The following is a 26029-nucleotide window of genomic DNA, read 5'->3' on the forward strand; positions in this document are numbered from 1 at the left end:
TATAACACTAAACGGGGGATACTCTTTCCCTCGTTTAGCTTTTACTGATTCTGTTTCCAGAGAACCAGTAAACAGCTATTGCTCCAATACCCACACCCGCGGTAATAAAAGTCTTCATAAACAGATTTATATCTGCCAACAGGTACACTACAAGCAGAGCAATCACTGTCAGCGACAACCACAACCACGGATAATAATTAACCAAAGACATCTGCCTGTATTCCTTCAGCAAGTATCCTGAATAGCCCATGTACATCAGCGATACGAAAGTTGTAAGGGCTGCCGCCTGTATACCGTATAGAGGTATCAGCACAATATTCAACAGCACATTACCTACACCTGCCACAGAAGATATCTTCCAAAGCACCTTTGTATGCTCTCTATATACAAGTTGATTTGTTGCCCCCAGGTACATCGGCTTATAATTGTACCCCATTAAAATGATGATGGCCAACGGATAAGCCTGGCGCAGTTCCTCATTCCTGATCAATAAAATAAAAAGCTCCTTTAGCCATAAACAAAGCATAAAAGTTACAATAAGAAAAAGGGCCTGCAGAGCAAAGGTCAGGTCTCGTGCCTGCCTGGCAGTTTTCTCATTGTTGGGCTGCGCTATGTACTGTATATAAAAAGGAGAGGCAGCCTGTACAACAGCGTTTGAGGCAGCCATGAAGTAAAGACCAAAGCTGGAAGCGATATTATACAAACCAATGCGGGGCACCTGCACCCGCAGTACATCCATCACCAGTTTATCTGATGCATCCAGCAGGAAGAAAGAGAAATGATGTGGTATCACCGGTATGGATACTTGTAAAGATTGCTTTATACGGCTCCACCTGAATCTAAGAATTGGCCACAGCTTCTCTTTGAAGTAAAAAGGATATGCATAGAGTAAAAAACCAACGATACTGCCAAAGAAGTTACTGTAGAACCACCCCATATACCCCAGTTTCAGGTAAGCTATCGTGTAAATATTTATACCTACCGTTGTAATCCCGACAATAAAAGAACGTAGCGCAACAGGAAAGGGGCGCTGAGAAATCTGGTACAGGAACATTGCCTGAAACTCAGTTACTCCCAGGAACATAACAGGCAGCACCTGCAACAGAATTATTTCCCAACGGTTCTCAGCGGCCTCGGCAGGGATTCCCCACCATAGCACAGCTCCCAAAACAAATCCGAAAGCTATTGACCACACAGATAAAAAACCATGCAACTGCCGCCATATCCACTGATAGCGCGTTGGATAGCGAGCGAAGCTGCTTATCATTACGACCGATAATCCTAATGAGTGCAGTGTATTCAGGGCAAGCACATAAGCCGTTACTACCCCAGCTACACCATAGTCGACGGTGGTGAGGTACTGTGTAATGATGGGCAGCGTCAGGATACCGGCCACCCGGGGCACTTGTGCCGCTAATCCATATATTGCCGCATGTGACAGTAACCTCCGAAGCATCTCCTAAAATTATACTTTAATTTTCAGCCTTCCCTTAAACAAGCCATTTTTTCGTAACTTGATGATCGTACAGACATTATTAATTGCTTTTGCACCAAAATTATTTTACTAGCGTTACCAGCATTGTACTTTTAGGAGCTGGAAAAGCAAAAGCCTAAAAAATTAGTATATTTGTTACTTAGTGCATGTTAGAATTTCAGATTTCACAGCCGGTTGCTCACAAATAGAGCACTTATGAAATCCATCAGAAGCTTTCTGCCATCACGTTTGGTGGATATAGAAGGAAGCACTTAGATTTTAACGCACTCTTATTCAATTTGAAAACAAGAATAGCCCAGGCTATATAAAGGAGATATAAAAGTGGGATGTAGTTCATGTTCTAGTGGCGGATGTGGCACCAGCGTTGGTGGTTGCAAAAGCAACGGCGGATGCAGCACAGGAGGCTGTAACCGTTTAAATGTGTTTGACTGGCTCAGCGATATGGATTTACCCGTGTCGTTTGAGGAGTTTGATATTGTAGAGGTAAGATTCAAGGGAGGGCGTAAAGACTTCTTCCGTAATGAAAACAGGATAGATCTGACCACAGGCGATGCCGTGGTAGTTGATGTGCCTAACGGGCATCACATTGGCTTTGTATCATTAAAAGGTGAGCTTGTACGCCTGCAGATGATGAAGAAAAAGGTAGAGAACAACGAAGAAATTCGCAGCATCTACCGCATTGCCAATGAAAAGGACATGGAGAAGTTCCAGGAAGTCCGTGACCTGGAAGGTAGCACGATGTACCGTGCCCGTGAAATCATTCAGCAATTGAGCCTTAAGATGAAGCTGTCTGATGTAGAGTACCAGGCTGATAAAACGAAAGCTACTTTTTATTACTCCGCAGATGACCGCGTAGACTTCCGTGACTTGATTCGGAAACTGGCAGAGGAATTTAAAGTGCGTATCGAAATGCGCCAGATAAGCCTGCGCCATGAAGCTGGCCGTCTGGGCGGCATTGGATCATGTGGGCGTGAACTTTGCTGTTCTACCTGGCTCACTGATTTCAAAAGCGTGTCTACCACAGCGGCTCGTTATCAGAACCTTTCGCTAAACCCAAGTAAGTTGTCCGGACAATGTGGCCGCTTGAAGTGCTGCCTCAACTATGAACTGGAAACATATATGGATGCGCTGAAGGACATTCCAACCGTTAGCCGTCCGCTTCTGACCCAGCAGGGAGATGCTTTCCTTCAAAAAACCGACATTTTTAAAAGAATGATGTGGTTTGGTTACAGGGGTGACAATAATTGGTATGCTGTTCCGGTAGAACGTGTTCAGGAGATACTGGAACTGAACTCCAAAGGGGTTGCAGTAGATACGTTACTTATTGTGCCGCAGGAAGAGCCGAAGCAGAACGAGTTTGTAGCACAGGTGGAAGGAAGCCTGGAGCGCCTTGATGATAAGTTCAAGAGCAAAAAGAAGAAAAAGAAGAAAAAGAAAAAGCCTGGAATTGGTGCGCAACCAGAGCAGGTAAAAGCCGAAGGTTCAAAGCAACAGCAGCCGAGACAGGAACGGAAGCAGGAAGCTGAAGACAAAGGCGGTGAACAAGGTCAGAAGCCACGCAGGCAGAAGCCTTTCAAAAATAAGAGCAGAGAGGACAATAAGGAAGGCAGACCTCCACGTGAACAGCGGGAACAGAAAGAGCCAAGGGAGGGTAGAGATAACCGACCAGTGCGTGAAGTTCGTGAGCCACGTGAAAATAGAGGAAACAGACAACCAAAAGCCGCTAAACCAGATGGCCAGGCAAGTCAGCAAGATGTTAATCCGGAGCAGAAGCAAAAAAAGCGATCCAGAAAGCCCTTTAGAGGAAAGAAACCTGACCAGGGGAATAAACCACCGCAAAACAATGCATAAAGCTACAGGTATCTGGGCAGCAATTTTGCTGCTACTTTCAAGCTGTGATCCGGAGAGAGTGTATGAGAAAAACGTTGAGCTTCCGGAAAGCAACTGGCAAATAGACAATGCTCCGGTATTTGAATTTGAGATACAGGACACAACGCAGCTGTACGACATTTTCTTTAATGTGCGGTATAACCTGCAGTACGATTACTATAACCTGTACCTCCGCCATCAGCTTACTGGCCCAGACGATAATCTTGTATCATCTAAACTACATGAGGTATTGCTAATGGATTCCAAAACAGGTAAACCACTGGGCGATGGTTCCAGCGACACCTATGATTTGCAGATTCGGGCACTAAACGATGTAAAGTTTAGCAAGAAAGGTACGTATGAGTTAGCCTTAACACAATATATGCGCCGTGACCCATTGCCTCATGTACAGGCTGTTGGAATTCGTGTGGCCAAAGACTCTAATAAAGACTAGCCAGCTATAGCTTTTCTCTAAAGAGGCCCTGTATCTAAGGAGATGCAGGGCCTCTTTCTTTTGATGCTCGTCAAAGCTATCTACTGAATAAAGTTCTCGTAAGAACTATAAACAGCAGCAACAAAACATAAGCTGCATTAGTATGCATTAGCACTCACATTATATTTTATAAGCACTGGCAAAACATGCAAACCACTCTTATTATATTGGGGTTTATATTCACCCTATTTTCTTTCCTCCCCATTATTCGCACACCTTTATGGTGGATCAGAATACTTGATTTTCCCCGTTTACACGTTGCTATCCTTCTTTCAGGTATACTCCTGTCATACCTGGCTTTATATGAATTAGACAGTACTGCCGACTATGCTATGATAATGGTCTGGATCGCAGCCATTATAAATGAAGTACGCTACGTTTTTAACTTTACCCCAGTAGTTAATCCCGAGGCCTTAAAAACAAAGCAGAAGCATCCCGCAAATGCTTTCACGCTGATGATAGCTAACGTGCGCATGGTAAATGATAAATATGATAAGTTCAAGGAATTGGTTCTACAGGAAAATCCTGACATGCTCATCATGAATGAACCAAATCATATATGGTATGAGAACGTGCGAAAGGAATTTGAGGAGAAGTTTCCGTATTCCATAAAGAAGCCACTTGAGAACACCTATGGCATGCTATTCTGGAGCAAGTTTAAGCTTCTGAACAGTGAGATAAGGTTTTTAGTAGAGGATGACATTCCCTCTTTTTACACAGTGGTTGAGTTACCAAGCGGACATAAGTTTGACCTGTTTACTGTACATCCACAGCCTCCACGCCTAATGCAGAACACAGAAACCCGTGAAGCAGAACTTTTAATAGTAGCGAAAGAAGCTAAGAAAACACCTTACCCAAGTATAGTAGCCGGTGACCTGAATGATGTGGCATGGTCTAGAACTACAAAGCTCTTTAAACAAATCAGTAGCATGATTGACCCACGTGTGGGTCGCGGATTTTATAATACCTATAACGCATTGATTCCTCTCTTCCGGTACCCCCTTGACCATGTATTCTATGATCAGGATTTTAGGTTAATAACTCTTAGAAGATTAGGTAAGTTTGGTTCTGATCACTTTCCGATCTCTATTAGCCTTAACTATGAACCTCAACATGAGTCAGAGCAGAAGCACCCTGTTGCTGACCTTGAAGAGAAAGAAGAAGCAAAAGAGATGATACAGGAAGGTTTAGAAAAGGGAGAAGAGCGCAATCACGAGAAAAGCGAAAACCATAAGTCATAAAAAAACCCGCTCAAAAATGAGCGGGTTAAAATAGATGAATGGTGCCTTTCGGCAAGTATATTTAAAACTTAGATTTTCTCTACGTTTATTGCATTCAATCCTTTTTTGCCATCCTTAACCTCAAAAGAAACGCGGTCATTCTCACGAATCTCGCTTACCAAACCAGTCTGGTGAACGAAGATATCCTGATTAGTGTCATCAGCAACAATGAAACCGAATCCTTTTGAAACGTTGTAGAATTTTACTTTACCTGTCTTCATTACGATAATTGTTATTAATAATGAAGCAAAGGTACATATAACTTTCAATATTACTACTAATCGCAAAAAAATATTAACAATTACACCATCAAGCACTTACGTTGCTTTAACGGCTCATAAGTCTGCTATTCCACCCCTTTTTGCAACTGGTATTGCGTTCGCTAAACTACTCTGCTCACCTACCCTTCCAGGAGTGGCTAATAATAACCATGTCTCTTTGAGTTCGTATAGCTAAAACGTTCAGTTACACTTAAAAACAACATTGTCACGAACAATTTAAGCGTAACAGCAACGAAAACAAAACCACATCTGCCGCCCCTGTGGGTATATGTGTGGGGCAACGCAACAAACTTAATTATAAACTATAAACCAAGGAGATCAGAACTATGAAAGACACTGAGAAAAATCAATCATCAAATCAATCATCCAATATGTCGGGTAGCTCTTCCAGCTCACCTTCATCATCCTCTTCAGGTAACTCTGGAAGTAGCAGCGGAACAAGCTCTTCTTCCGATAAGAGTGGATCCTCCTCTTCTAAGAGTGGCAGCAGCAAAGGTTCACCTTCTGCTTCCGGATCAAAGACCTCTACTACAAAAGCGAAAGCAAGCTCTTCAAAAAAGTCATCAGACTCTAAGTCTGGTTCCTCAGGATCTTCGTCCTCTTCTAAAAGGGGCAGCAGCGGAGATAGCGATACAAACCAACGTTCCGAATACGGTAGCTACGGCTCTATGAGCAGCGGATCAGAGCAGGATTTCCAGGGCTCTTCTAACCAAGGTCAAGGCCAAGGCGGTTATGGCAGTCAGCAGTCTGGAAACCAAAGTGGCTACGGAAGCCAGGGTGGTTATGGCTATGGCTCTCAGAACAGCAACTATGGCGGACAAAGCGGCTATGGTTACCAGGGCGACTACGGCTCATCTTCTCAGGGAGGCGGCATGAACAGAGGTCAGGGAATGCAGAGCGGTTATGGTTCGTCACAAGGTGGTGGCTATGGCCAGGGCGATTACGGACAGTCGCAAGGTGGCTATAACTATGGCAACCAAGGTGGCATGGAAGGCAACCGCACCAGAATGCAGGGCCAGGATTATGGCGCTTCACAAGGAGGAATGCAAGGTGGCTACCAGAACAGAGAAGGTGACATGCAAGGAGGTAACATCTATGGTGGCCGTCAAGGCGGCTTCGGAATGCAAGGTGGTTCGTCACAAGGCAACTATGGTGACACTGGCAGCTATGGAAGCTATAGCGGTGGCATGGGTGGCCAGAGTGGCTACGGTGGCAGCAGCACCAGTGGTTCTCAGAGCACCTACTATGGCCAGGGCCGCTCAGGTGGCGACTATGGCATGATGAACGACCAAGGCGGCATGGGTGGCTACGGACAGAGAGGCGGTTCAGCTTCACAAGACTATAGCAGCCAGGGCAGATCCGGTTCATCTCAGGGTGGTTATCAGCAAAACTACGGCCAGGGCGACTATGGCCAGCGCGGTGGTGGCTACCAGGGCGGCTACGAACAAGGTAACTATGGCAGCTCATCAGGCGGCTATGGCAGCAGTGGCAGACAAGGTGGCTACGGCGACAGAGACCGTTATGGTTCTATGGGCTATGGTTCTTCAAGAGGCATGAGCGAGTATGACCGTGATAACCAAGGCTCACAAAGAGGTTGGGATTCACAGAGCTCCATGCAGGGTGGCTACGGCAGCCAGGGAGGCTATGGCTCGAGAGGTGGTTCTTATAATGATGAGTACAGCTCAGGCCGCTCAGCCAGATATGGCTCTCAGGGTAGTGATTACGGCCAAGGTGGCTATGGATCAAGATCTAGTGACAGAGGCCAGGATAGAGACCGTGGTGGCTACGGAGACAGCAACTACAGCAGAGGCATGAGTGGCGGCTATGGCTACGGATCCGGCAGCTCAAACCAAGGCAGATATGGCCAAGGTGGCTATGAGCAAGGTGGACGTGGCGGTGACCAAAGCCGTTATGGTTCTATGGATAGCGGAACTTCTTACTACAGCGATAACCGCGGTTCTAGCTCACGCGAAAACTACAGAGGCTACGGTAGCAGCGGTGAGGGTTCAGATCAGGACAGAGGCCGTTTTGAAAGCCGCAGAAGCGATCGATACCGAAACATGGATAGAGACTAAAAAAGTGAAATCTAAATAAACAAAAGAGCCACCCCGATGGGGTGGCTCTTTTGTTTTAAATTAACATAAATACTAAACGAAGCACTCTTTGTAATCAGCCACAAACTGTTTAAAAGAATGGGGCTTTTTTCCTGTTACATATTGCACTTCATCATTCACTTCATTCGAATAACCTGCTTTATAGACTTCATCAAGCTCTACTAATGCATCCGCCAGCTTTTCTGGCACACCCTGTTCTTTCATTACAAGTTTAGCCTCTTGCACCGGCACATCAACATAAGCTACCTGCTTTCCTGTTACTTCACTTATTATCTGTGCCACATCATCATTTGATAATGCTTCTGGTCCTGTCAGCTCATATATTTTCCCCTCATGCCCTTCTCCAATCAAAGCTTCTACGGCAACTGCGGCTATATCACGTGTGTCAATATAAGCTACTTTACCTTCTCCCTTGGACTGGTAAAACCTGCCTTCCTCCTTTATGCTTTTATCACTGTAGGTCACAAAGTTCTGCATAAAGGAAGCCGGACGCAGAAAAGTATAGGATATCCCACTGTCTTCAATGTACTTTTCTATTTCTCGGTGCCAGCGCCCTAACTGTATGCCAGGCTCCGCATCTGCTCCAAGAGCAGAAAGCCTTACAATATGTTTTACTCCGGTCCTCTTTGCCTCATCAACTAATGTTTTAGCCATTTGTACCTGATCCTCTTCAAAAGGTGTGATAAGAAACACTTTATCAACATGTGTAAAGGCTGCATGTAGAGAATCTTGGTCCTCAAAATCCATCTCCACTATTTCCACATCCGGAAGCCGTTTCAGATTCTCTCCTTTTATTACAGAGTGCACTCCAGCACGAATACGCACATCACTATCAAGCATGGCGAGATGCTTCACTACTTCCTGTCCAACAGTTCCGGTGGCTCCTGTTATAAGTATGGTTGTATGCATAGTTCTATTTAGGTTATTGTATACTAACTAGTACGGCTTTTTTAACATTGTTGATCGCTGAATAGGTAAAGCAGTAAAAGTATTTCAAAAAAAGCGCACAGCTTTACTGATGTTTCAGCCGAAGCTGAAACATTTTCCCTTTCTCATTTGTGATCAGGAGCTCGTCAGGGGCCGTAAAAAGCAGCGCCTCAGCCTGCCCTGTTCGACTTAAAGGAATACAATAATGACGTCCACCCAAACTGATATTCCCTTTCTGTACTTCAAACAAGTAAAGCCTTCCATAACCCAGTACTGCAAACTTCTCCCCTGTAGGTGAAATATCCGCTGCAGTTGTCATGGCCGTTACAGGTAATTGTTCCAACAACTTTGCAGTATGTTGGCCTGGTGATGCTGGTAAAGTATAAAGCTTTAGCTTCTTGTTTTTACCCCGGCTTTTAGTGAAAAGATAAAGCGAATCCTGATGGTAAAAGAAGGCCTCCAGATCAAAGTGAAGGTCATCTTTGGAAGGAGGGAAATCTGCTTGATCTTCGAATTTAAATTCTATTGTTCCAACTAATGCATAGTTGTTTCTGCTCAGTTTGTAGATACGGAGGTCGCGGCGGTTATTAGCATTGTTACCAAAATCACCGATATATACATGCTCTTTGTCTTCTGCTAATTCCTCCCAATCAATATTCTGCAGTGCAAGTGGCAATGTTTGCAGCACCTTTCCCTTGGAATTTACTTCATAAAGCTCAGCCGGGTTTGCACCATCGCTATGGGTCCAGTAGGTACTATCAGTGGCATGAGCAAGACCGGAACTTTCCAGCACCTGATCATCGAGCTTACTGATTTTCTCAAGTTTATACTTGAAATCAGGCTTCTCAAAGCCGCTGCTACGCTTATCAGGGCCACACCCACAAAAGGTGCTTTGGAGGTAGACGTATAAAACGAAAAGCTTGGTGAGCATAAAAAAATTTTACTTTCTAAAGCTACATTACCACAAACAGACTCTATTAGTTTGAGTGTTCAGAAAAATTGTACCCATACCTGCATACTTCTTCCCTTCGCAGTTCTCACAGTCCCCTTTCTGCCTGTTACTTTGCCAGCAGAAAACTGACTTGCTGTTGCAGTACTTCTGTTGGGCTCTCCCAGAACTGGCGGCTGTATATCCTTTGGTATGGCCAATGACGCTCTTGTAGTAACAGGGGCAAATCGGCATGCGCATGCCGTACTGAAAGCCGGCTGTAGTAGTGATCATCATCCGTCAGTAGTACCCCTTTGTATTTCCCATTCTCAAGTACAGTAAGGTCTGCAAAAGGTACCTCTTGCTTTAACTCCGGCATAAGCGCTTCAAGGTGCTCTTTTAGGAGAGGCACCTGAGCAGGAACGCTCTCTCTTTTAGGCTGGTATTCAAAATACCTTCGACTCACTTGCTGTGCATAGTGCAAATAATCTTTTAACAGCTTAGGACCAGCATGTAAGGTATGCTCGACCTGTAACTGCTCTGCCCTGATACTACTAATAACAAACACCTGCTGCCTGGCTCGTGTAATAGCGACATTCAATCTGTTTTCACCGCCTGCCTGGTTAAGACTGCCAAACTGCATGGTTAGTTTACCTTGCTCGTCAGGCGCATAACCTACAGAAAGTATGATTACCTCCTTCTCATCTCCTTGTATGTTTTCTATGTTTTTAACCAGAACCGAGGCAGGCACTACTATATTTTGCACCTGTGCCCTCTCCTCCAACAGGTCCTGTACCAGCATCTGCTGATTATAGTTGAAAGTTATAACTCCTATTTCCTGCTGGCCAGCCTGCAGCAGATCCATTACCAGATCCACCACTTTCTCAGCCTCCGGCAGATTAGTGCCTTTTTGCCAGAGCCCATGTACCTTTACAAACTGAATAGCCGGCTGCCTTTCGTTCACATCCTGTAATTCCGGAATTAACTCCAGCTTTTGTTGGTAGAAATAACGGTTAGAAAACTCGATCAGCTCCGGATAACGGCTGCGGTAATGCTGCTTAAGCATAGTTTGAGGCAAATAGAAGCTACAAAGCTGCAGGAGCGACTCTGCAGACAGTTCTTCCAGTTCCTCACTCTCTTCCCCCCTCCAGCGGGTACGATACAAGTCTGATGGTTTCAGCTGTTGCTGGTCACCGGCTACTACTACCTGTTTTCCTCGCAGCATAGCGGGTACACCCATCTCGGCGAAACACTGCGAAGCTTCGTCAAAAATCACGAGGTCAAAACAAGCTTCAAGGGGTAAAACTGCCGAAACTGTTTCAGGAGATGCAAGCCAGCACGGAACCAAACTCAGTATCTCTTCCGAAAAAAGAGAGAAAAGCTTCCGCACCGGGTACAAGCTGCGCTTCTTTATAACCTGTGCGTATAGTCGTCGGTAGGTAACAGCGTTACCCAACCGGTTAAACTCCATGTTACGATAGGTCTGTTCCCGTAGCTGGGAAAGTACAATCTCCTGGCTTAGCTGCTGCTTTTCTTTCAGTAGCCTTTGCAGTTCCTCTTCTATTTGTGCCAGTTCTCCATTACTTGGCATGCGCAGTAACGGGAAAAGTGTCTCAAGCTCATGCAGCCATGCAAGGTACAAGCTGTTTAAAAACAAAGCTTCTCCCTCCGCTGCACTATTTATGTTTTCCTTCAGAAGCCTGTCTATAAGGTCAAGCTCATTTGCGGTGAAGGTATCTTTAAGCGTGTCAAAGGATACCAATACTTCGAAATAATGGGGCAACTCCTTAATAAGCCTTTCACCATGTTGATGATTATCTATGATTTGCTGTATCTGGGCTTCTGTTAACCACTCCTGCCATTCATCATACTTGGCAGTGAGAAGCTTTATACTATCATGAATCTTTTCCAGGCGTTCTTTCAACGCTGGCCCAGAAAACAGCTTCTCGTGTAGCACCTGATCCTTGTGCAGCTTCCCAAGCTCTTTAATAACTCCAAAGGCTTTTTCTACTACCTGCAACTGCTCCAGCACCTGGTTTGGATAGCTGTTAATCGAAAGGTTATGACCTATGGCACTACTTATCTGCTTCATTAAGTCCTCGGCCTGTTGCCGCAGGATTAACCTCCTTTGCAGCTCTCCCACTCCTGCATCACTTAACTCCAGCTTGTATTTAGCCAGTGCCTGCTTAAGTATTTTCTTATCTCCGGAGAAGGCCCAGGTTATTCTATTAAGCAACTGATCCTGCTGCTGCTCATACTTGATTATAGCATCTTTAACAACAGTAATATTTGAGGCAGGTATAGCGGCATCAGGTGCAGGGCATATTAAGTATAATTGTTTAAGTGCCTTCACTTGCTGTACAATTTTGTTTTTGTCCCCCTGCTTCTGCAGAAGCTGCTGTACAATTATAGATACCTCTTCCTGTCTGAGTACTTCCTGTATCTCTCCTATTCTTTTAACTGAAGTATTGTACTTATAGAGATTCTCCAGTCTAAAGGAAAATCCACCTAAATTATTGATTCGCTCTTGATACTCGCTGAACTCTTTAGACAAGCTCTGTAGAACTTTTCCAAGTTCCTGGCGATGAGGCCATCCATACCCTTTCATACTACGTCTGTCACGCCATATGAAATTTTCATTCATGAATTGCAGCGCCTGTTGCAGGTACTGCTTCATGCGCGGAAGAAAATAAGGCAGTGTTTCGGCTGTCTGTTGTTTGAATGCTGCTGAAAGTTTTATGTGTGGCTGTTGTAAGCTGCACCGCAGGTACAGTTCTTTGGCTGACCAACCACAAGTGCTTGTATCAAAAAGAGCATGTTTGAAATCTTCCAGTTTTTCAATACTTCGGTTAATGTTACGGCTAACCTCCAGAAAAACACGATCCGTATATATGCTGTTCAAAGCGAGATTCTCCTTCTTATACTCATCCAGCTGCTCTATCTGATGCCGTAGTTGAGCAAAAACCGGTTTACGATCCGTGCTTGTATCGTGAACCAGCGCGGCGAAAGCGCCTATCCCCTGCTGGGATAAGCGTTGATACACGACATCAAGTGCGGCACGTTTCTGGCTCACTACCAATACTTTTTTACCTCTAGCCGTAAAATCAGACACAAGGTTACAGATAAGCTGTGATTTACCGGTTCCTGGTGGCCCCTGCACAACTAACGACTTCCCTTGCTTTACAGCCTGCAGAGCGACTTCCTGGGAGGCATCCATGGCGAAGGCTGTAAAGGTCTGTTGAGCCTGCACATTGGTATTCTTACTTTCAACTACTGGGTCGGATCCGAAGAGGTCTTCCATCTCTTGCAGGTCATCCCGCTCAAGCAGTGTATCGTAATCTGCTAACAAGTATGAAGCTGCCTGAGGGAAAATTCCCAAAACTGCCTCCTGCTCCAGGTACAGTTGCCCTGGTTTTAGCAACTCCTCAAGCTCAGCTTTCTTGTAATCCCGGAAGGGCTTTAGCTTATCGGTAAAGAATTCGCGACCTGCATTAACTGTTAACTGTTGCTCCTTAAGCAGTTCATATACTTTCGTTCGAAACTCAAGAGAGTGCGGTGGTAGTGTACTCAGGTCAAGTTCTGTGAGTTCCTCGGCTAACGGGGTGCCCATGTAATGCGCATAGGCAAGCAAGAAACTTTGGTTAAACTGTGGTTGCTGCGAATGATCAACAATTATCTCCCACTCCTGCGCTGCGTTTACCTGTATCGCTACCGGAAAAAGCATAAGCGGGCACCGAACAGGTGTGCCATCAGAAAACTTACCATGCACAAATGGCCAACCCACATATAATTCATGGCCCCCACGCTCCTCATATATCATCTCAGCCTTACGCTGTATGTAGCGTAGCCGTCGGCTTGCGGAAGCTACGGGAGCATGGCGGCTATCAACGTAAGGACAAAGGCTTATCTTCTTCCTTCCGGCAAGTAACTTATCTATCACAGCAAAGGCTGGTTCTCCACCCAAAAAGTCCATTGCCTCTACATCAGCATGCAACTCCTTAGATAGGCGCAGTAACAACAGAGCCCTGTTTCCAGAGCCTAAATTCAGAAGCCTTCGCCGGTAATTTTTAAGAATGTTCTTCATAGCACCTGCCCCGTTAACGTTTGTACCGTTCCTATAGTCTAGGGTAAAGACGCAATTTAAGATGATTTACTCTACCTAAAGGTTAAAGGACTGACACTTTTATCTTCCTCTTAATGACATGGGAGATTTACCAGAAGTATAATATAATACATCAGCCAAGTGCCGTATTCTATCCAGAACAGGCATTTTAGTTAAACTTTTATACCTGTACACCTTATTTTCGTAAAAATCAATACAATCGCACAGTAGTACTTTAAGCACACTTGCAGTAACCTGCATGTACGGAAAGAAACACTTTATTTAAATTTTGGAAATTATAAGGAAATATTTCCCCTTCCATATTTATCTTATCCTCTCAAAAGTGAAAGATGACTATGCTTCAGTAGACAGGACTGTAGTTCTTAGCACATTCCTGTACACGTTTTCCTTTGCCCACATTTTTATCGGAATCGTTTTCTCATACCTAAGCACGGACCTATACTACTACTATACAGCGGAAGACAGTTACATAGAGTATTTCACTGCTTTTATCTTACTTGCTACGTCACTGCTTTGCTTTTACAGAGCCTCCGCTACAGGTATAAAACTACCGAAGCTATTTTTTTATGCTGCGGCAGTTATTTTCTTTTTAGGTTTTGGAGAAGAAATGTCGTGGGGTCAGCGAACTTTTGGATATGAAACACCCGATGACTTGAAAGAAATAAATGCACAGAAAGAATTTAACCTTCATAATATACACCTTGCTGGCATCAACTTAAATAAACTTATTTTTGGTAAGGTGCTATATACCTGCGTTTTTATATACTTCCTCGGCTTCCCTATACTATACCGCTATAAACAATGGTTCAGAAACCTGATTAATAAGCTAAACTTTCCAATTCCTACAACCATGCAAAGCTTACTATACTTTCTGGCGTTCTTTAGTATTCTGTTTATCCGGGAAGGTGAAAAATGGGAATTACAGGAATTTGCCTTAGCCAGCTTTATTTTCTTTTCTTTCTTACTCCATTCAAATACATATGTAAAAAGGCAAAGCAATAACACCTAGCGTACCCTTTCAAAGCATATATGTTATTAAAAGCAGCGAATACAAAGGCTGATTTGGTCTGGTTGTCATTCAGCTATATGATCAAGTACGGTTTTAGCTTTTCAAAAATTTCTGATGTTACCAACTTTACCTGGCGCACATCCTCCACACGATCATAGTTCCCATGCTGCTCACGGAAAGCTACTATCGCCCGGGCCACATTAGAAGAGATATAAGGGTGTGTTTTTAACTCATCAGCAGTTGCTGTGTTAAGGCTGATTTTGTTCAAAACTATAGATTTGGAAACAAAAGTATACTTCTGCAGGCTATCCACTACATCCGGCTGCAAACCATACACTTCCTTTAGCTGGCTAATGTCAGTAAAACCACCAAGGCTATTCCTGTATTTAATGATCCGTGCTGATAATTTACTGCCAATGCCCCTGATTTGCTTTAGTTGTGTTGTATCTGCCGCGTTAATGTTGAAGGGAGCAAGAACAAACTTTTCTCTTGGGCGTGTTGCCCATTCAGGTCTGGGAGTAGGAACGGTAGTACCTGCTACACCTTGTTTTCTGCCGTACCTGCTTGGCCGCTCATCCGGCAACAAGATGTAGGGATATAGTACCTGGTAAACAGAGTCTGGCAGGCCATAGATTTTACCGAGCTCAGCTTTATAAGTAAAATCACCTACTTTGTTGCGGTAATTAAGAATACGCTGCCCCATAAACTTTGGGAGCCCCAGTGCCTGCCACTGCTCTACTGTTAGCTGGTTTGGATTGAAAGGTTGCAGGTTATCTGATAGCGTATATAGCCCTTCCCGCGCTGGCGCATCCGGTTGCTTCGCTTCCAATTGTGCCACAAGACTGTCGAGTGTTTGCCTGTCGGTCAGGCTGCTATCACGTAGTTTCGGTTCGTAAAACCTGTTAAAAAGAAATGGTGCTGCGGTAAGCAGCACCATTATACTTATCAGCCACAGAAACCCGTTTACTTCGCGCTGCGAAAAAGCAAAGTAACGCCGTATCCAGTACCTGATTCTTTTCATCTATTCTGTTTATGGGTTTGAAACCTGACGCTCAGGCTCATCATCGTTATCGATGTACGAGTCTGGCTCTGGTTTTGGTGGTGTATTTACCACCCTAAAAAAGAAATATATCATTAATCCTGTCACCAATGTAATGGTGGTGAGCATGATAATAAGTGCTGATGTATTCATAATTTCTTAGATTCTTCCTTCTCTAACTCTTTTTTTGTAAGCAATGTAAACCAGTAGCGCAATGCTCAGGAAAACTGCCACTAACAGAATTCGGGAAGCATTTACAAAGAACAAGGTATCCTGAAGCTGCTCAATTACAGCAGGATCAGTAGCCTCAGCCAATTGACGCTTTAAGCTGGTATTTTTAATCTTGTTAATGATAGAACTATCATCTAGTACCCACTCACCAGCAAAAGCCTTGCCCCAATCTCCGCCTTTTGGTGTTACCAGCGATCCAACAAATACCCAAAGCAACAACAATGGTGTAATAAACTTGATGATGAAGCGATAGATTTTTGGAACTGCGATATCAGCTCCTGAAGTAATTTCACGCCAGCCTTTATCCATACCAAACACCCACGCGAACAGAATAGACTCAAAAAGAGCGAACACTACAAGTGAAACCGTTCCTGCCCAGTAGTCATACTCATCAAACACACCATACTTAAAGTAAAGGACGGTTGGCATACCCAGGATCAAAACGATCAAACCAAAAGACCAAGCCGCTGACTTACGGCGCCAGTTAAACTCATCCTGCAGGAACCCGATCCAAGGAGTACCCATTGCCAGCGAGGATGTGATACCAGCAAAGAATAAAAGGCCAAACCACATGAAACCAGCTACAGCGCCCAACACATCTCCCCACTGGTAGAACAGGTACGGCAATGTACGGAAGCCAAGGCCAAGGCCACCGCTCTGTACTAGCTCTGTGACGCGATCTATGCCCAAGTAGCCGATAGAGATCGGAATCAGGATAGCACCACCGAGCACAACTTCCACAAACTCGTTCATCCAACCGGCAGACATAGCATTAAGAGCGATATCATCTTTAGAGCGAACATAAGAAGCATAGCAGTGTACTGTACCCATACCAACTGAAAGGGTAAAGAAGATCTGACCGGCTGCAGCCAACCATACATTTGGTGACCACAGCTGATCAAAATTAGGTGTCCATAGGAAGTTAAGGCCTACAGAGCTGTCGTTGATAGCGCCATTCTCACCGGCATTGATCGTAAAGCCTTTATAGGCGAGGAAAGCACCAAACAGTATAAGCATTGGCATACCGATTTTCGCTACACGCTCTACCCCTTTCGCAAGCCCTTGAGACAGAATCCAAGTATTAAGCAGAAGGCAAATCACAAAGAAAACTATAGGCTCATAGGGGATACCAAAGGTGGATTCGCCCAGGCTGATGTATTCTATAAAGAATGCTGAAACACCGTTTTGATCTAAGCCGCTGAACGTACCGCCCAGGGAGTGAAACATGTATGAAAGCGTCCAGGATTCGAGGTAGCAGTAGTAAGCTGCAACAGCAATGTTTGTCCAGATACCAAATACACCTATGTATTTCCAAAGGCGGTTTTTGTGCATGGTATCCACGATAAACGGAGTGGAATGGTGTCCGAACTTGCCTCCGAAGCGGCCCATAGACCACTCTATCCAAAGCAAAGGAATACCCATTACTAAAAAGCAAACCAGGTAAGGGATAATAAAGGCGCCACCACCGTTTTGCACTGCCTGTACCGGAAATCTAAGGAAGTTTCCGAGACCAACAGCGTTACCGGCCATAGCCAGAATGAGACCCACACGTGAGCCCCACGATTCTTTGTTAGCACTCATAAAATAAGGTAGAAGTGTTAGTTTAGTTTTGGTATTGTTAGTTTAGGTTGTAATAATCTGAAATTTAAAGAAACAATTTTAACAATACACAAGACAGGGGTATTAAAAATCAGATATTTTTAATATTTATCCTGATTCCCAGTGGACTAATTACACTCCAAGACCTCTAACTTAGGCTTGCTCGGCCACCATTCTGATTCCTTCCATGAAACTATGCGGCTGGTAGCCCAGCTGCTTTTCTGCTTTACTTATATCAAACCCAGTGCGCGGTGGTCTTTTGGCTGGCTGCGTGAAGGTAGAAGCGTCTGCTTTATCAATTAAAGACTTATTAAGTGCAAAATATTCAGCTACCTGCATCGCCATATCATAAGGAGTAAGCATTTCCTTTCCAGAAATATTAAAGATACCCTCGGCATCATGCTCCACTGCCAGCCAACATCCCATTGCCAGGTCCTCTGCCAGCGTAGGGGTTCTGAACTGATCATTCACTACTTTTATGACTTTACCTGCCTGTAAGCTGTCACGCACCCAGAGCACAATATTAGTGCGGCCGTAGTCATGCGCAACACCAAAGACAAGGACTGTCCGGAGGATAGCCCATTTACACCTGGCCTTCTTCACGATCTCCTCTGCCATGAGTTTCGTCTCCCCGTAGAAGTTAACAGGGTTAGCTGCCGCCTCCTCATCATAGGGACCATTCTCTCCGTCAAAAATAAAGTCAGTAGACACATGGATCAGGTGCACGTTATACTTTTCGCAGGCATCCACCAGGTACTGAACAGCATCACGGTTTAGCTTAAGGGCTCCTTCCCTATCGCTCTCACACTGGTCTACATTCGTCATTGCGGCGGTATGAATAATGTGCGTAGGCCGGAATTCGCTTACAACTTTCTCCACCTGCGCCTTATCTGTCACATCCATACTTCTGAACGGAAGCGAAGGGAGTATTTCTGCAAGCTTATTTTCGCCACGACTAGTCGCCAATATTTCTACACTTGTGCGGGGCAACAGCAGCTCTGTCAATTTCTGCCCTAGTAAACCATTAGAGCCTGTGATCAGTACTTTCTTCATCTGTCTTATTTCTGGAGCGTTTGTGTGTTATAGTCGTAGTCGTACTTTCTGGCAATCTTCTTCCGTTTCACCTTCTCAACAGTCACTTTCATATTTATATCTGAAAGAGGTCTGTCACGGCCGTCCTTTGGTTGTTCTGCAATTTTGTCAATCACATCCAGTCCATCTACTACTTGCCCAAATACGGTATAAACGCCATCCAGCATAGGAGTTCCGTCGTGGTTCTCCACAATGTAAAATTGCGAGCCACTGGACTCCCGCTCCGGATTTACCATATCTCCTTTACGCGCAGCTGCAACTGCGCCACGCACATGCTTGTGATTTGGTTTGATTTCGGCAGGAATAGTATAACCCGGATTACCGCTCCCGTCATTACCAGGATCATCATCCTTCGTATTAGGGTCGCCGCCCTGAATCATAAAGCTGTCTATGATTCTATGAAAAGTAGTGCCGTCATAATATCCTTCACGGGCAAGCTTCAGAAAGTTTTCACGATGAAGCGGGGTGTCTTCGAAAAGCACCAGTTTAATTTCGCCATAAGGGGTCTCAATCGTTATAAGCTGGTCCTTACCCTTTGGCTTCTGCGCCAGCACCATTAACGGCTGCAGCAGCAGAACTACAGCCAGTGCAACAATAGCTTTAAGTGATTTCATTTTATAGATCATTATTTGAGTATGGTCTTTTTAAAGCGGAGTTTCAAAATTAATCCTTTTTGACTTTGTTCATAGCATCAGGTAAAGCTGTATTAGTAACCATACCTGTTCCTGAACCTGTCCTTTATGCCTTTCTACTTTAACAGCAGCAGTAACGCTTAGCAAAACCTATCTTGTATTATATGGCTTTTTATATGTACCCTTAGAAGCAATCCCGGCACAAATTTTACTTTGGCAGCAGAAAAAGTTAAATTTAAGATACTGACTAATCAACCTAACCATATTTGATGAAAAAATCTTTATTAACAGCCAGCCTTTGCCTGGCTTCCGTTAGCAGTTTATTTGCCAGAGCACCCAAAGCCTCCATCGATGAACAAATTGACGCAACTATTGGTCCTGCAGCAGAGTTTATTTCCAGCATTATCTTCTATGAGGTAGCTCTCACCGACTCTATTGGTATCCCCCTTATCCTTGTGTGGCTTTTGCTGGGCGCCGCTTTCTTTACCGTTTACCTTGGTTTCATTAACATTCGCGGTTTTAAGTATGCTTTAGATATTGTTAGAGGCAAGTACAATCAAAAGGATGCCCCCGGCGAAGTATCACATTTTCAAGCATTAACTGCTGCTGTATCAGGCACAGTAGGCTTAGGCAATATAGCCGGCGTAGCGATAGCCATCTCTTTGGGTGGTCCTGGTGCTACTTTCTGGATGATACTGGCCGGTTTACTAGGCATGTCATCTAAGTTTGTCTCCTGTACGCTTGGTGTTAAGTACAGAGATGTACATGCAGACGGCACTGTTTCCGGTGGACCTATGCACTACCTGAACAAAGGCCTCAGCGAAAGAGGAATGGCTGGTGCGGGTAAATTTTTAGCCGCATTTTTTGCGGTTATGTGTATTGGAGGAGCCATCGGAGCAGGAAATATGTTCCAGATAAACCAAGCCACCCAACAGTTCATAGCTGTTACAGGCGGAGAGGCATCTTTCTTTGGCGGTGGTAACGCCTGGATGTTTGGCTTGATCATGGCAGTTCTGGTTGGCCTTGTAATTCTGGGTGGCATGAAAAGCATTGCTAAAGTTACAGAGAAGGTTGTACCGTTTATGTGCGGCATCTACATAGTTGCAGCCTTGATCGTTCTGGCTGTAAACTTCACACAAATACCAGAGGCTTTCGTAGCTATTTTCGAAGGTGCTTTCTCCAGCAGTGCATTAACCGGTGGCTTAGTAGGTGTGATGATACAGGGCTTACGTCGTGGATTATTTTCAAATGAGGCCGGCATCGGTTCTGCTTCTATTGCCCATTCTGCAGTAAAAACGAATGTTCCCGTTACAGAGGGTTTCGTGGCTTCACTAGAGCCATTCATCGATACCGTTGTTGTTTGTACCATGACAGCACTTGTGATAGTGGTAACCGGATCTTATACCATGGATACAGGTGATGGAATAGCCTTAACCTCTACTGCTTTCTCTTCTGTTATCAGCTGGTTCCCACTTGTATTGGCAGTTGCAGTTATTTTATTCGCTTTCTCCACCATGATTACCTGGTCTTATTATGGACTAAAGTCATGGACATACTTGTTTGGCAACAACAAAGCTGCCGAAATAAGCTTTAAAGTATTGTTCTGCGCCTTCGTTGTTTTGGGTGCTCCTATTCAACTTAACAGTGTAGTAGCCTTCTCTGACGCTATGCTTTTTGCCATGAGTATTCCGAACATGGTTGGTCTTTACATACTGTCTCCTGTAGTAAAACAGGAAATGCAGGCATTTTTAGCCTACGCCCGGTCTTCTAAAAGACAATCACTAACCCAAGAAGCAGTTGAAGCTGCTCAGGTGTAGCATTCACAGGAATAAAAGAGCGGGCCACTTATCAATGATAAGTGGCCCGCTCTTTTTAATACATTATTATATGATGCTTAAATCTCGTTGCGTTCGCGCCTGATGTTAGCCAGTATTTCTTCGCCACCGCGGCTTAAGGTTGCATTTGCCAGCTGCTCTCCTAGTTCTTCTGCAGCAACAGTTGGCCCTGACATTGTATCCTGCAACAGTATTTTACCATCCAGGCTAACAATACCACCTGTGATGCTTACGCCATCTTCTGTAAGCGTAGCCAACGCAAAAGAAGGTATACTGCACCCTCCTTCCATTGTTCTCAGGAAGGCACGTTCTGCCAGCAAACAAATATGCGTCTCCGTATGATTAAGCGCCTTCTTCAAAGCACTTTTCACATCTCCATCTAAGTCTTTTGCACACTCTATCGCAACACTTCCTTGTCCTGCGGCAGGCACAAACTCATCCTCCGGAAAAGTATGCACTATCAGATTATCATAACCCATCCTGACAACACCTGCATATGCCAGCATTAATGCATCAAATTGTTTTTCTTCAAGTTTACGAAGCCTTGTCTGTAGATTCCCTCTGGATTCAGCTGTCGTTACATTGGGATAGTGCTTCTTCAGGAGAGCTTTTCTGCGGGTAGAGGAAGTTCCGATTACAACGTTGCTATCACGGCTCAACCTAAATTCAGGGTCAAAGCTTAGTATCACATCATTTACCTTCTCCCGCTCCATAAAGGCAATAAGCTCCAGATCACCCGGAATAGATGACTGAACGTCTTTCGCACTATGAACCGCAATTTCAATATTCCCCTCTCTAAGACTAACCTCCAGCTCCTCTGTAAAAACACCTTTTGAGCCAATTTTATCCAGAGAGCGGTCCAGTACCTGGTCTCCTTTTGTACTGATTATCACTAACTCAGTTTTAATACCTGCGGCTTGAAGTTTTTCAGCTACATGCTCAGCCTGCCATAAGGCAAGCTTACTGCCACGGGTACCAATTCTGATTGTTCTGTCTATACTATAGTCTTGCATAAATTTGTCTTATATAACAGCTACTCCAACATTACAGTAGCCTTTCTGCCAGTGGTTTTAATAAACCACTTCAACTTAGTAACTCCTAGTTCTTATTGTGAAGGTATCCTGCTATCTGAATAGAGCTATCTACAAAAACCATCTTTGGATTTGCATTTCGTTCTATATGATAATGGGCCTGGTTTAGTTCCTGCGAAAGTGGCTCAGCATTATTGCCGGTTATCAGTTTTGAGAATTTTTTCACAAAGTCCAGCTCCGCTGGAGGCAAATAAGAGACAAGTGCCGAGTCGATCCCATAAAGCATCACTTTCCGGAAAAGACTTAAAGCGTAAAGCAGGAAGTTTTTTTGATTCTCCCTACCCAATGCCTGAAACTTGTCACTCATCTCCACTACTTCACCAAATTTGTAGCTGTAACAGTTACGCATCCAATCTGTGAAAAAAGTAAAGTAATCGCTGCTGATCTCAGTAGTTAGCTTGGCTGCTGCGTTTAAACTTCCCTCAGCCAGCTGCGCGATCTGGTAAGCTGTATCTGTATCTGTGCTAAATTTCTCCTGCACATACTGTACTACCTCCTGTTCTGTAAAATTGCGTACCTGCATAATTTGCGTACGTGAGGTAATAGTTGCCAGTAGCTTTTCAGCAGACTGGGACACCAAAAGGAACAGTGTCTTAGCAGGCGGCTCTTCCAACAGTTTAAGCAAGGCATTGGCAGCTGTAGGATGCATAAGCTCCGGCAGCCAGATAACCACAACTTTATAATCCCCTTCAAAGGCTTTAAGAGAAACAAGCTTCACAAGTTGCCGGCTTTCCTCCTTTGATATGTTACCCTGCTTGTTTTCCGCTCCTATGTGTTGCATCCATTCATTCAGCCCCTGGTAAGGACTCGCTAGCACAAACTCGCGCCATTCATTCATGAACTTGTGGCTTAGCGCATCTTTGTTCACGCTTTTGGTAGCCGTAACAGGCATCACGAAGTTGAAGTCTGGGTGCACCAGCTTGTTCATCTTCACACAGCTGCTGCATGTTCCACATGAATCATCAGCCTGTTTCGCTTCGCAATTTATATAAGTGGCGTAGGCCATGGCCAGTGCTAGATTTGCACTACCCTCCTGCCCCAGAAACAGTTGCGCATGTGCCACATGATTTTGTTGCACTGACTTCAGCAAAAGCTGCTTCGCCTCCTGATGGCCTATGATTTGTAAAAACTGCACCTCAGCAAGTTATTGATTTAAAATAAAGATTATGCTTTTTTATCCCAAACGCGGTACTGCTGCGTTTCCTCAAAAATATGCTCAAGGATAGCTTTTTCTGTATTATCCAGATGCTTGTTGCGGCGCTCCATAACTTTTTCGGCCACCTCGTAAGCCTTGCGCAATTGAAATGTTTCAAAACCTGCAGCCCCACCCCAGCTATATGACGGGATAAAGTTTCTTGGGAATCCTGCACCGAATATATTGGCACTAACCCCTACTACCGTACCTGTGTTAAACATTGTGTTGATACCGCACTTGCTATGGTCTCCCATTATAAGACCACAGAACTGCTGCCCGGTATTCACAAACCCTTTCTTAGTGTAATTCCAGATTTTGACTTCAGCGTAGTTGTTTTTAAGGTTCGAGGTATTTGTATCAGCTCCGATGTTGCACCATTCACCCAGCACAGAGTTACCTAAGTAGCCTTCATGCCCTTTGTTACTATACCCGAAAATTACAGATGCAGCTACTTCGCCACCTACCTTACAGTGCGGACCTATGCTAACATCACCACGCATCTTACCGCCCACATTTATATGGCTCTCCTCTCCTAAGGCAAAAGGGCCTTTAATAATAGCACCTTCATGAACTTGTGCATTTTTACCTAAATAGATAGGTCCATTTTCTGCATTAAGTATAGCTGCCCGTATCTTAACCCCCTCTTCTATAAAAATATTTTCCTCATTATAAACAATGGTGGCTTTGTCATAAACCGGATGGCTCACTCTTCCGGCTGTCATTACCTTAAAGTCGCTGCGAATCTCTGACCCGTTCAGCACAAAGATATCCCAAAGGTTGCGCACTAATGTACAGGTAGAGACACACTCACGACGAACAGAAGTAGTGGCATCTTTTATATCAGCAGGACTCCTGAGATCCAGATTATCACCATTTATAGCTAACAACGTTTCTCCACTATAAAGGGCTTCCCCCAACTTAAGACTCTTTATCTCCTCAACCAGTGCCTCATTAGGAAGCAATGCGCCATTTATATAAAAGTTGCTGTGGTCATCCTCCAAAGAAAACTTATCTGCCAGATACTTCTCTGTTAAAAAAGAGACTGACATTCCTGCTAAGTGCTCCCATTTTTCAGTAATTGTAAAAATGCCTACCCTGATTTCAGAAACAGGCCTGGTAAAAGTAAGGGGCAGCAGGTTCTGCCTGATTGCCGGATCACAGAAGAGAATGATATTCATATGACAAAATTAAAAAAGTCTTCCTGAAATAGCTCGGAAGACTCTCTTTATTACAGGAAAACTTACAGTGTTAGAACACAATCTCTACTTTTTTCTCCAGCTGCTCTTCAGGAAAAGATTCATAACTGCCATAGCTAAATGCACCCACTCTGGAACCACTCCCTATGTTAACCCATTCGTTCTGAGCCACCACAGGCAATTTTTTTACAATTACTATTTGGTTTTCCTCAAGAGGAATATCCTTTAATAATTTAGTAAAAGTAGAATCAAATACAACAGTTTCTTTCATGGTGGCCTTATCAGCCCGCCTAATAGAAAGAACTACTGTAGCTTCCTGGTCTGCATGGTAGCTTGTAGAGTAGTCTTTCGTGGAGAAGATTTCAAACATCACCGTTTTCTCTACAGCTACAGGTGCAGGAGTAGCAATATTTTCATTTTTATCGCAGGATGCTAATGTGGCTATTGCTGCCAGAGCAAAAAGAAAGGTAGATTTAAGTTTCATAAAATTCATAGTTTTAGTTGAGCGTATATATGATTTTCGAAATATCACAAACCATACCAATTCTGTTTGAAAAGTGCGTTTAACAAAAAAAGTCTTTCTGAAAATTCAGAAAGACTTTTTTTGTTAAAACGTTTTAACCGGTATTAACCGCTTATTTCTTTTGGTAACGCTTGTTGAACTTCTCAACGCGACCTGCAGTGTCAACGAAGATGTTCTTACCAGTGTAGAAAGGGTGAGAAGCTGAAGAAACTTCCACTTTAATTACTGGATACTCTTTGCCGTCTTCCATCGTGATAGTCTCATCAGAAGTCATAGTAGAACGAGTGATGAATTTAAAATCACTTGTCATATCCTGAAAAACCACCTCTCTATACTCTGGGTGAATGCCTTTTTTCATTATTATAAACGTTAATTAACCTTAATTCTAAATCGGACTGCAAATTTAATAAGATTTTCTGAAAGAAAAATGCTTCCAAACAAATTATTTTACTACACCTTAAAAAGCTGTAGCTGATGCAATTACTTTGTTAAATTTGCCTGACTGCCCTACTTAAAGGTAAAGAAAACCTATTACCCAGCGAACCATGACGCCACAGACACACTCCCAGAATCTGATTCTTGACAAGAATCAGATAGAGCAAAAAATAACAAGAATAGCTTATGAGATTTATGAGCGCAATTTTGAAGAGAATGAACTTGTGCTCGCTGGTATCTATCATAATGGCTACACACTGGCTGAAATGCTTGCAATTAAACTTAAGTCTATATCTCCGATAAAGGTACAGTTGCTCCGCGTGCAGCTAAATAAAGTTTCACCATTAAATACCCCGGTTACTCTGAAACCTGAAGAAGTCAGCATCGATAAAAAGGCTGTCGTGCTTGTGGATGATGTGTTGAATACGGGAAAGACGTTGGCATATGCCCTTCACACTTTCCTGCAGCTTAACCCTAAAAAAATAGAGATTGCCACCTTAGTGGACAGGCACCACCCGCTATACCCTGTAGCAGCTACTTACACTGGTTATTCGCTTGCTACTACACTGAATGACCATGTTGAAGTCGTGTTAACGGAAGAGCAAACAAGTGCTTATTTACACTAGGTCAAGTAAAGTAGAA

Annotated in this window: 22 protein-coding genes; 7 read left to right on the plus strand and 15 right to left on the minus strand. The window is 44.0% G+C overall.

From position 1 onward, the window contains the following. Positions 1–34: 34 nt before the first annotated feature. The gene (locus ACFSRY_RS20070) at positions 35–1456 is read right to left on the minus strand and encodes a lipopolysaccharide biosynthesis protein (RefSeq protein WP_377512486.1); all 1422 of its coding nucleotides are present in this window, start codon (positions 1454–1456) and stop codon (positions 35–37) included. A gap of 459 nt (positions 1457–1915) precedes the next feature. Here ACFSRY_RS20070 and ricT point away from each other — a divergent pair, with 459 nt between their 5' ends. The 3 genes from ricT to ACFSRY_RS20085 all read left to right on the plus strand — a co-directional run bounded on the left by ricT (position 1916) and on the right by ACFSRY_RS20085 (position 5098). Further along, positions 1916–3346 (plus strand): regulatory iron-sulfur-containing complex subunit RicT, encoded by a 1431-nt coding sequence (ricT, locus tag ACFSRY_RS20075; protein WP_377512490.1) that lies wholly within the window; start codon positions 1916–1918, stop codon positions 3344–3346. Next, the gene (locus ACFSRY_RS20080; protein ID WP_377512494.1) at positions 3339–3818 is read left to right on the plus strand and encodes a gliding motility lipoprotein GldH; all 480 of its coding nucleotides are present in this window, start codon (positions 3339–3341) and stop codon (positions 3816–3818) included. The genes ricT and ACFSRY_RS20080 overlap by 8 nt, the downstream gene beginning before the upstream one ends. A gap of 185 nt (positions 3819–4003) precedes the next feature. Then, the gene (locus ACFSRY_RS20085; protein ID WP_377512497.1) at positions 4004–5098 is read left to right on the plus strand and encodes an endonuclease/exonuclease/phosphatase family protein; all 1095 of its coding nucleotides are present in this window, start codon (positions 4004–4006) and stop codon (positions 5096–5098) included. Between the two features lie 68 nt (positions 5099–5166). On the opposite strand, the gene ACFSRY_RS20090 is transcribed toward ACFSRY_RS20085, so the two are convergent. Beyond that, positions 5167–5358: a cold-shock protein gene (locus ACFSRY_RS20090; protein WP_377512500.1), complete on the minus strand. Its 192-nt coding sequence runs from the start codon at positions 5356–5358 to the stop codon at positions 5167–5169. A gap of 386 nt (positions 5359–5744) precedes the next feature. Here ACFSRY_RS20090 and ACFSRY_RS20095 point away from each other — a divergent pair, with 386 nt between their 5' ends. Further along, positions 5745–7493 (plus strand): hypothetical protein, encoded by a 1749-nt coding sequence (locus ACFSRY_RS20095; protein ID WP_377512502.1) that lies wholly within the window; start codon positions 5745–5747, stop codon positions 7491–7493. A gap of 72 nt (positions 7494–7565) precedes the next feature. Here ACFSRY_RS20095 and ACFSRY_RS20100 read toward each other — a convergent pair whose 3' ends face one another. From ACFSRY_RS20100 to ACFSRY_RS20110, 3 genes are all read right to left on the minus strand, one after another. Then, complete coding sequence (locus tag ACFSRY_RS20100; RefSeq protein WP_377512505.1) at positions 7566–8441, minus strand: SDR family oxidoreductase; 876 nt, start codon at positions 8439–8441, stop codon at positions 7566–7568. 103 nt (positions 8442–8544) lie between these two features. Continuing rightward, positions 8545–9390, minus strand: coding sequence for a hypothetical protein (locus ACFSRY_RS20105; RefSeq protein ID WP_377512508.1), 846 nt, complete (start codon positions 9388–9390; stop codon positions 8545–8547). Between the two features lie 127 nt (positions 9391–9517). Beyond that, positions 9518–13471, minus strand: a complete 3954-nt coding sequence (locus tag ACFSRY_RS20110; RefSeq protein ID WP_377512511.1) for an AAA domain-containing protein — start codon at positions 13469–13471, stop codon at positions 9518–9520. A gap of 361 nt (positions 13472–13832) precedes the next feature. Between ACFSRY_RS20110 and ACFSRY_RS20115 the strand changes: the two genes are divergently transcribed. Next, a complete protein-coding gene (locus tag ACFSRY_RS20115; RefSeq protein ID WP_377512514.1) occupies positions 13833–14519 on the plus strand; it encodes a hypothetical protein in 687 nt (228 codons plus the stop codon). Positions 14520–14592: 73 nt separating this feature from the next. Here ACFSRY_RS20115 and ACFSRY_RS20120 read toward each other — a convergent pair whose 3' ends face one another. From ACFSRY_RS20120 to ACFSRY_RS20140, 5 genes are all read right to left on the minus strand, one after another. Next, positions 14593–15540, minus strand: a complete 948-nt coding sequence (locus ACFSRY_RS20120; RefSeq protein WP_377512517.1) for a ComEA family DNA-binding protein — start codon at positions 15538–15540, stop codon at positions 14593–14595. A gap of 9 nt (positions 15541–15549) precedes the next feature. Then, the gene (locus ACFSRY_RS20125) at positions 15550–15711 is read right to left on the minus strand and encodes a hypothetical protein (RefSeq protein WP_377512520.1); all 162 of its coding nucleotides are present in this window, start codon (positions 15709–15711) and stop codon (positions 15550–15552) included. A 6-nt stretch (positions 15712–15717) separates the two neighbouring features. Beyond that, complete coding sequence (locus tag ACFSRY_RS20130; protein ID WP_377512523.1) at positions 15718–17370, minus strand: sodium-dependent transporter; 1653 nt, start codon at positions 17368–17370, stop codon at positions 15718–15720. A 171-nt stretch (positions 17371–17541) separates the two neighbouring features. Beyond that, on the minus strand, positions 17542–18441 hold the full coding sequence (locus tag ACFSRY_RS20135) for an SDR family oxidoreductase (RefSeq protein ID WP_377512526.1): 900 nt from the start codon (positions 18439–18441) through the stop codon (positions 17542–17544). 5 nt (positions 18442–18446) lie between these two features. Beyond that, complete coding sequence (locus ACFSRY_RS20140) at positions 18447–19094, minus strand: peptidylprolyl isomerase (protein WP_377512529.1); 648 nt, start codon at positions 19092–19094, stop codon at positions 18447–18449. 287 nt (positions 19095–19381) lie between these two features. On the opposite strand from ACFSRY_RS20140, the gene ACFSRY_RS20145 reads away from it, so the two are divergent. Continuing rightward, positions 19382–20929: an alanine/glycine:cation symporter family protein gene (locus ACFSRY_RS20145; RefSeq protein WP_377512532.1), complete on the plus strand. Its 1548-nt coding sequence runs from the start codon at positions 19382–19384 to the stop codon at positions 20927–20929. 77 nt (positions 20930–21006) lie between these two features. On the opposite strand, the gene hemC is transcribed toward ACFSRY_RS20145, so the two are convergent. From hemC to ACFSRY_RS20170, 5 genes are all read right to left on the minus strand, one after another. Next, positions 21007–21960 (minus strand): hydroxymethylbilane synthase, encoded by a 954-nt coding sequence (gene hemC, locus ACFSRY_RS20150; protein ID WP_377512535.1) that lies wholly within the window; start codon positions 21958–21960, stop codon positions 21007–21009. Between the two features lie 85 nt (positions 21961–22045). Continuing rightward, entirely contained in the window at positions 22046–23173 is a 1128-nt protein-coding gene (locus tag ACFSRY_RS20155; RefSeq protein ID WP_377512538.1) for a DNA polymerase III subunit, read from the minus strand. 29 nt (positions 23174–23202) lie between these two features. After that, positions 23203–24411, minus strand: coding sequence for a GlmU family protein (locus tag ACFSRY_RS20160; protein ID WP_377512541.1), 1209 nt, complete (start codon positions 24409–24411; stop codon positions 23203–23205). 70 nt (positions 24412–24481) lie between these two features. Further along, positions 24482–24922, minus strand: a complete 441-nt coding sequence (locus ACFSRY_RS20165) for a hypothetical protein (protein WP_377512544.1) — start codon at positions 24920–24922, stop codon at positions 24482–24484. A gap of 142 nt (positions 24923–25064) precedes the next feature. Further along, positions 25065–25310: a type B 50S ribosomal protein L31 gene (locus ACFSRY_RS20170; RefSeq protein WP_377512546.1), complete on the minus strand. Its 246-nt coding sequence runs from the start codon at positions 25308–25310 to the stop codon at positions 25065–25067. A 187-nt stretch (positions 25311–25497) separates the two neighbouring features. Between ACFSRY_RS20170 and ACFSRY_RS20175 the strand changes: the two genes are divergently transcribed. Next, entirely contained in the window at positions 25498–26013 is a 516-nt protein-coding gene (locus ACFSRY_RS20175) for a phosphoribosyltransferase family protein (protein WP_377512548.1), read from the plus strand. Positions 26014–26029 lie beyond the last annotated feature (16 nt).

This window comes from Pontibacter locisalis (assembly GCF_042684605.1).
Lineage (GTDB): Bacteria > Bacteroidota > Bacteroidia > Cytophagales > Hymenobacteraceae > Pontibacter > Pontibacter locisalis.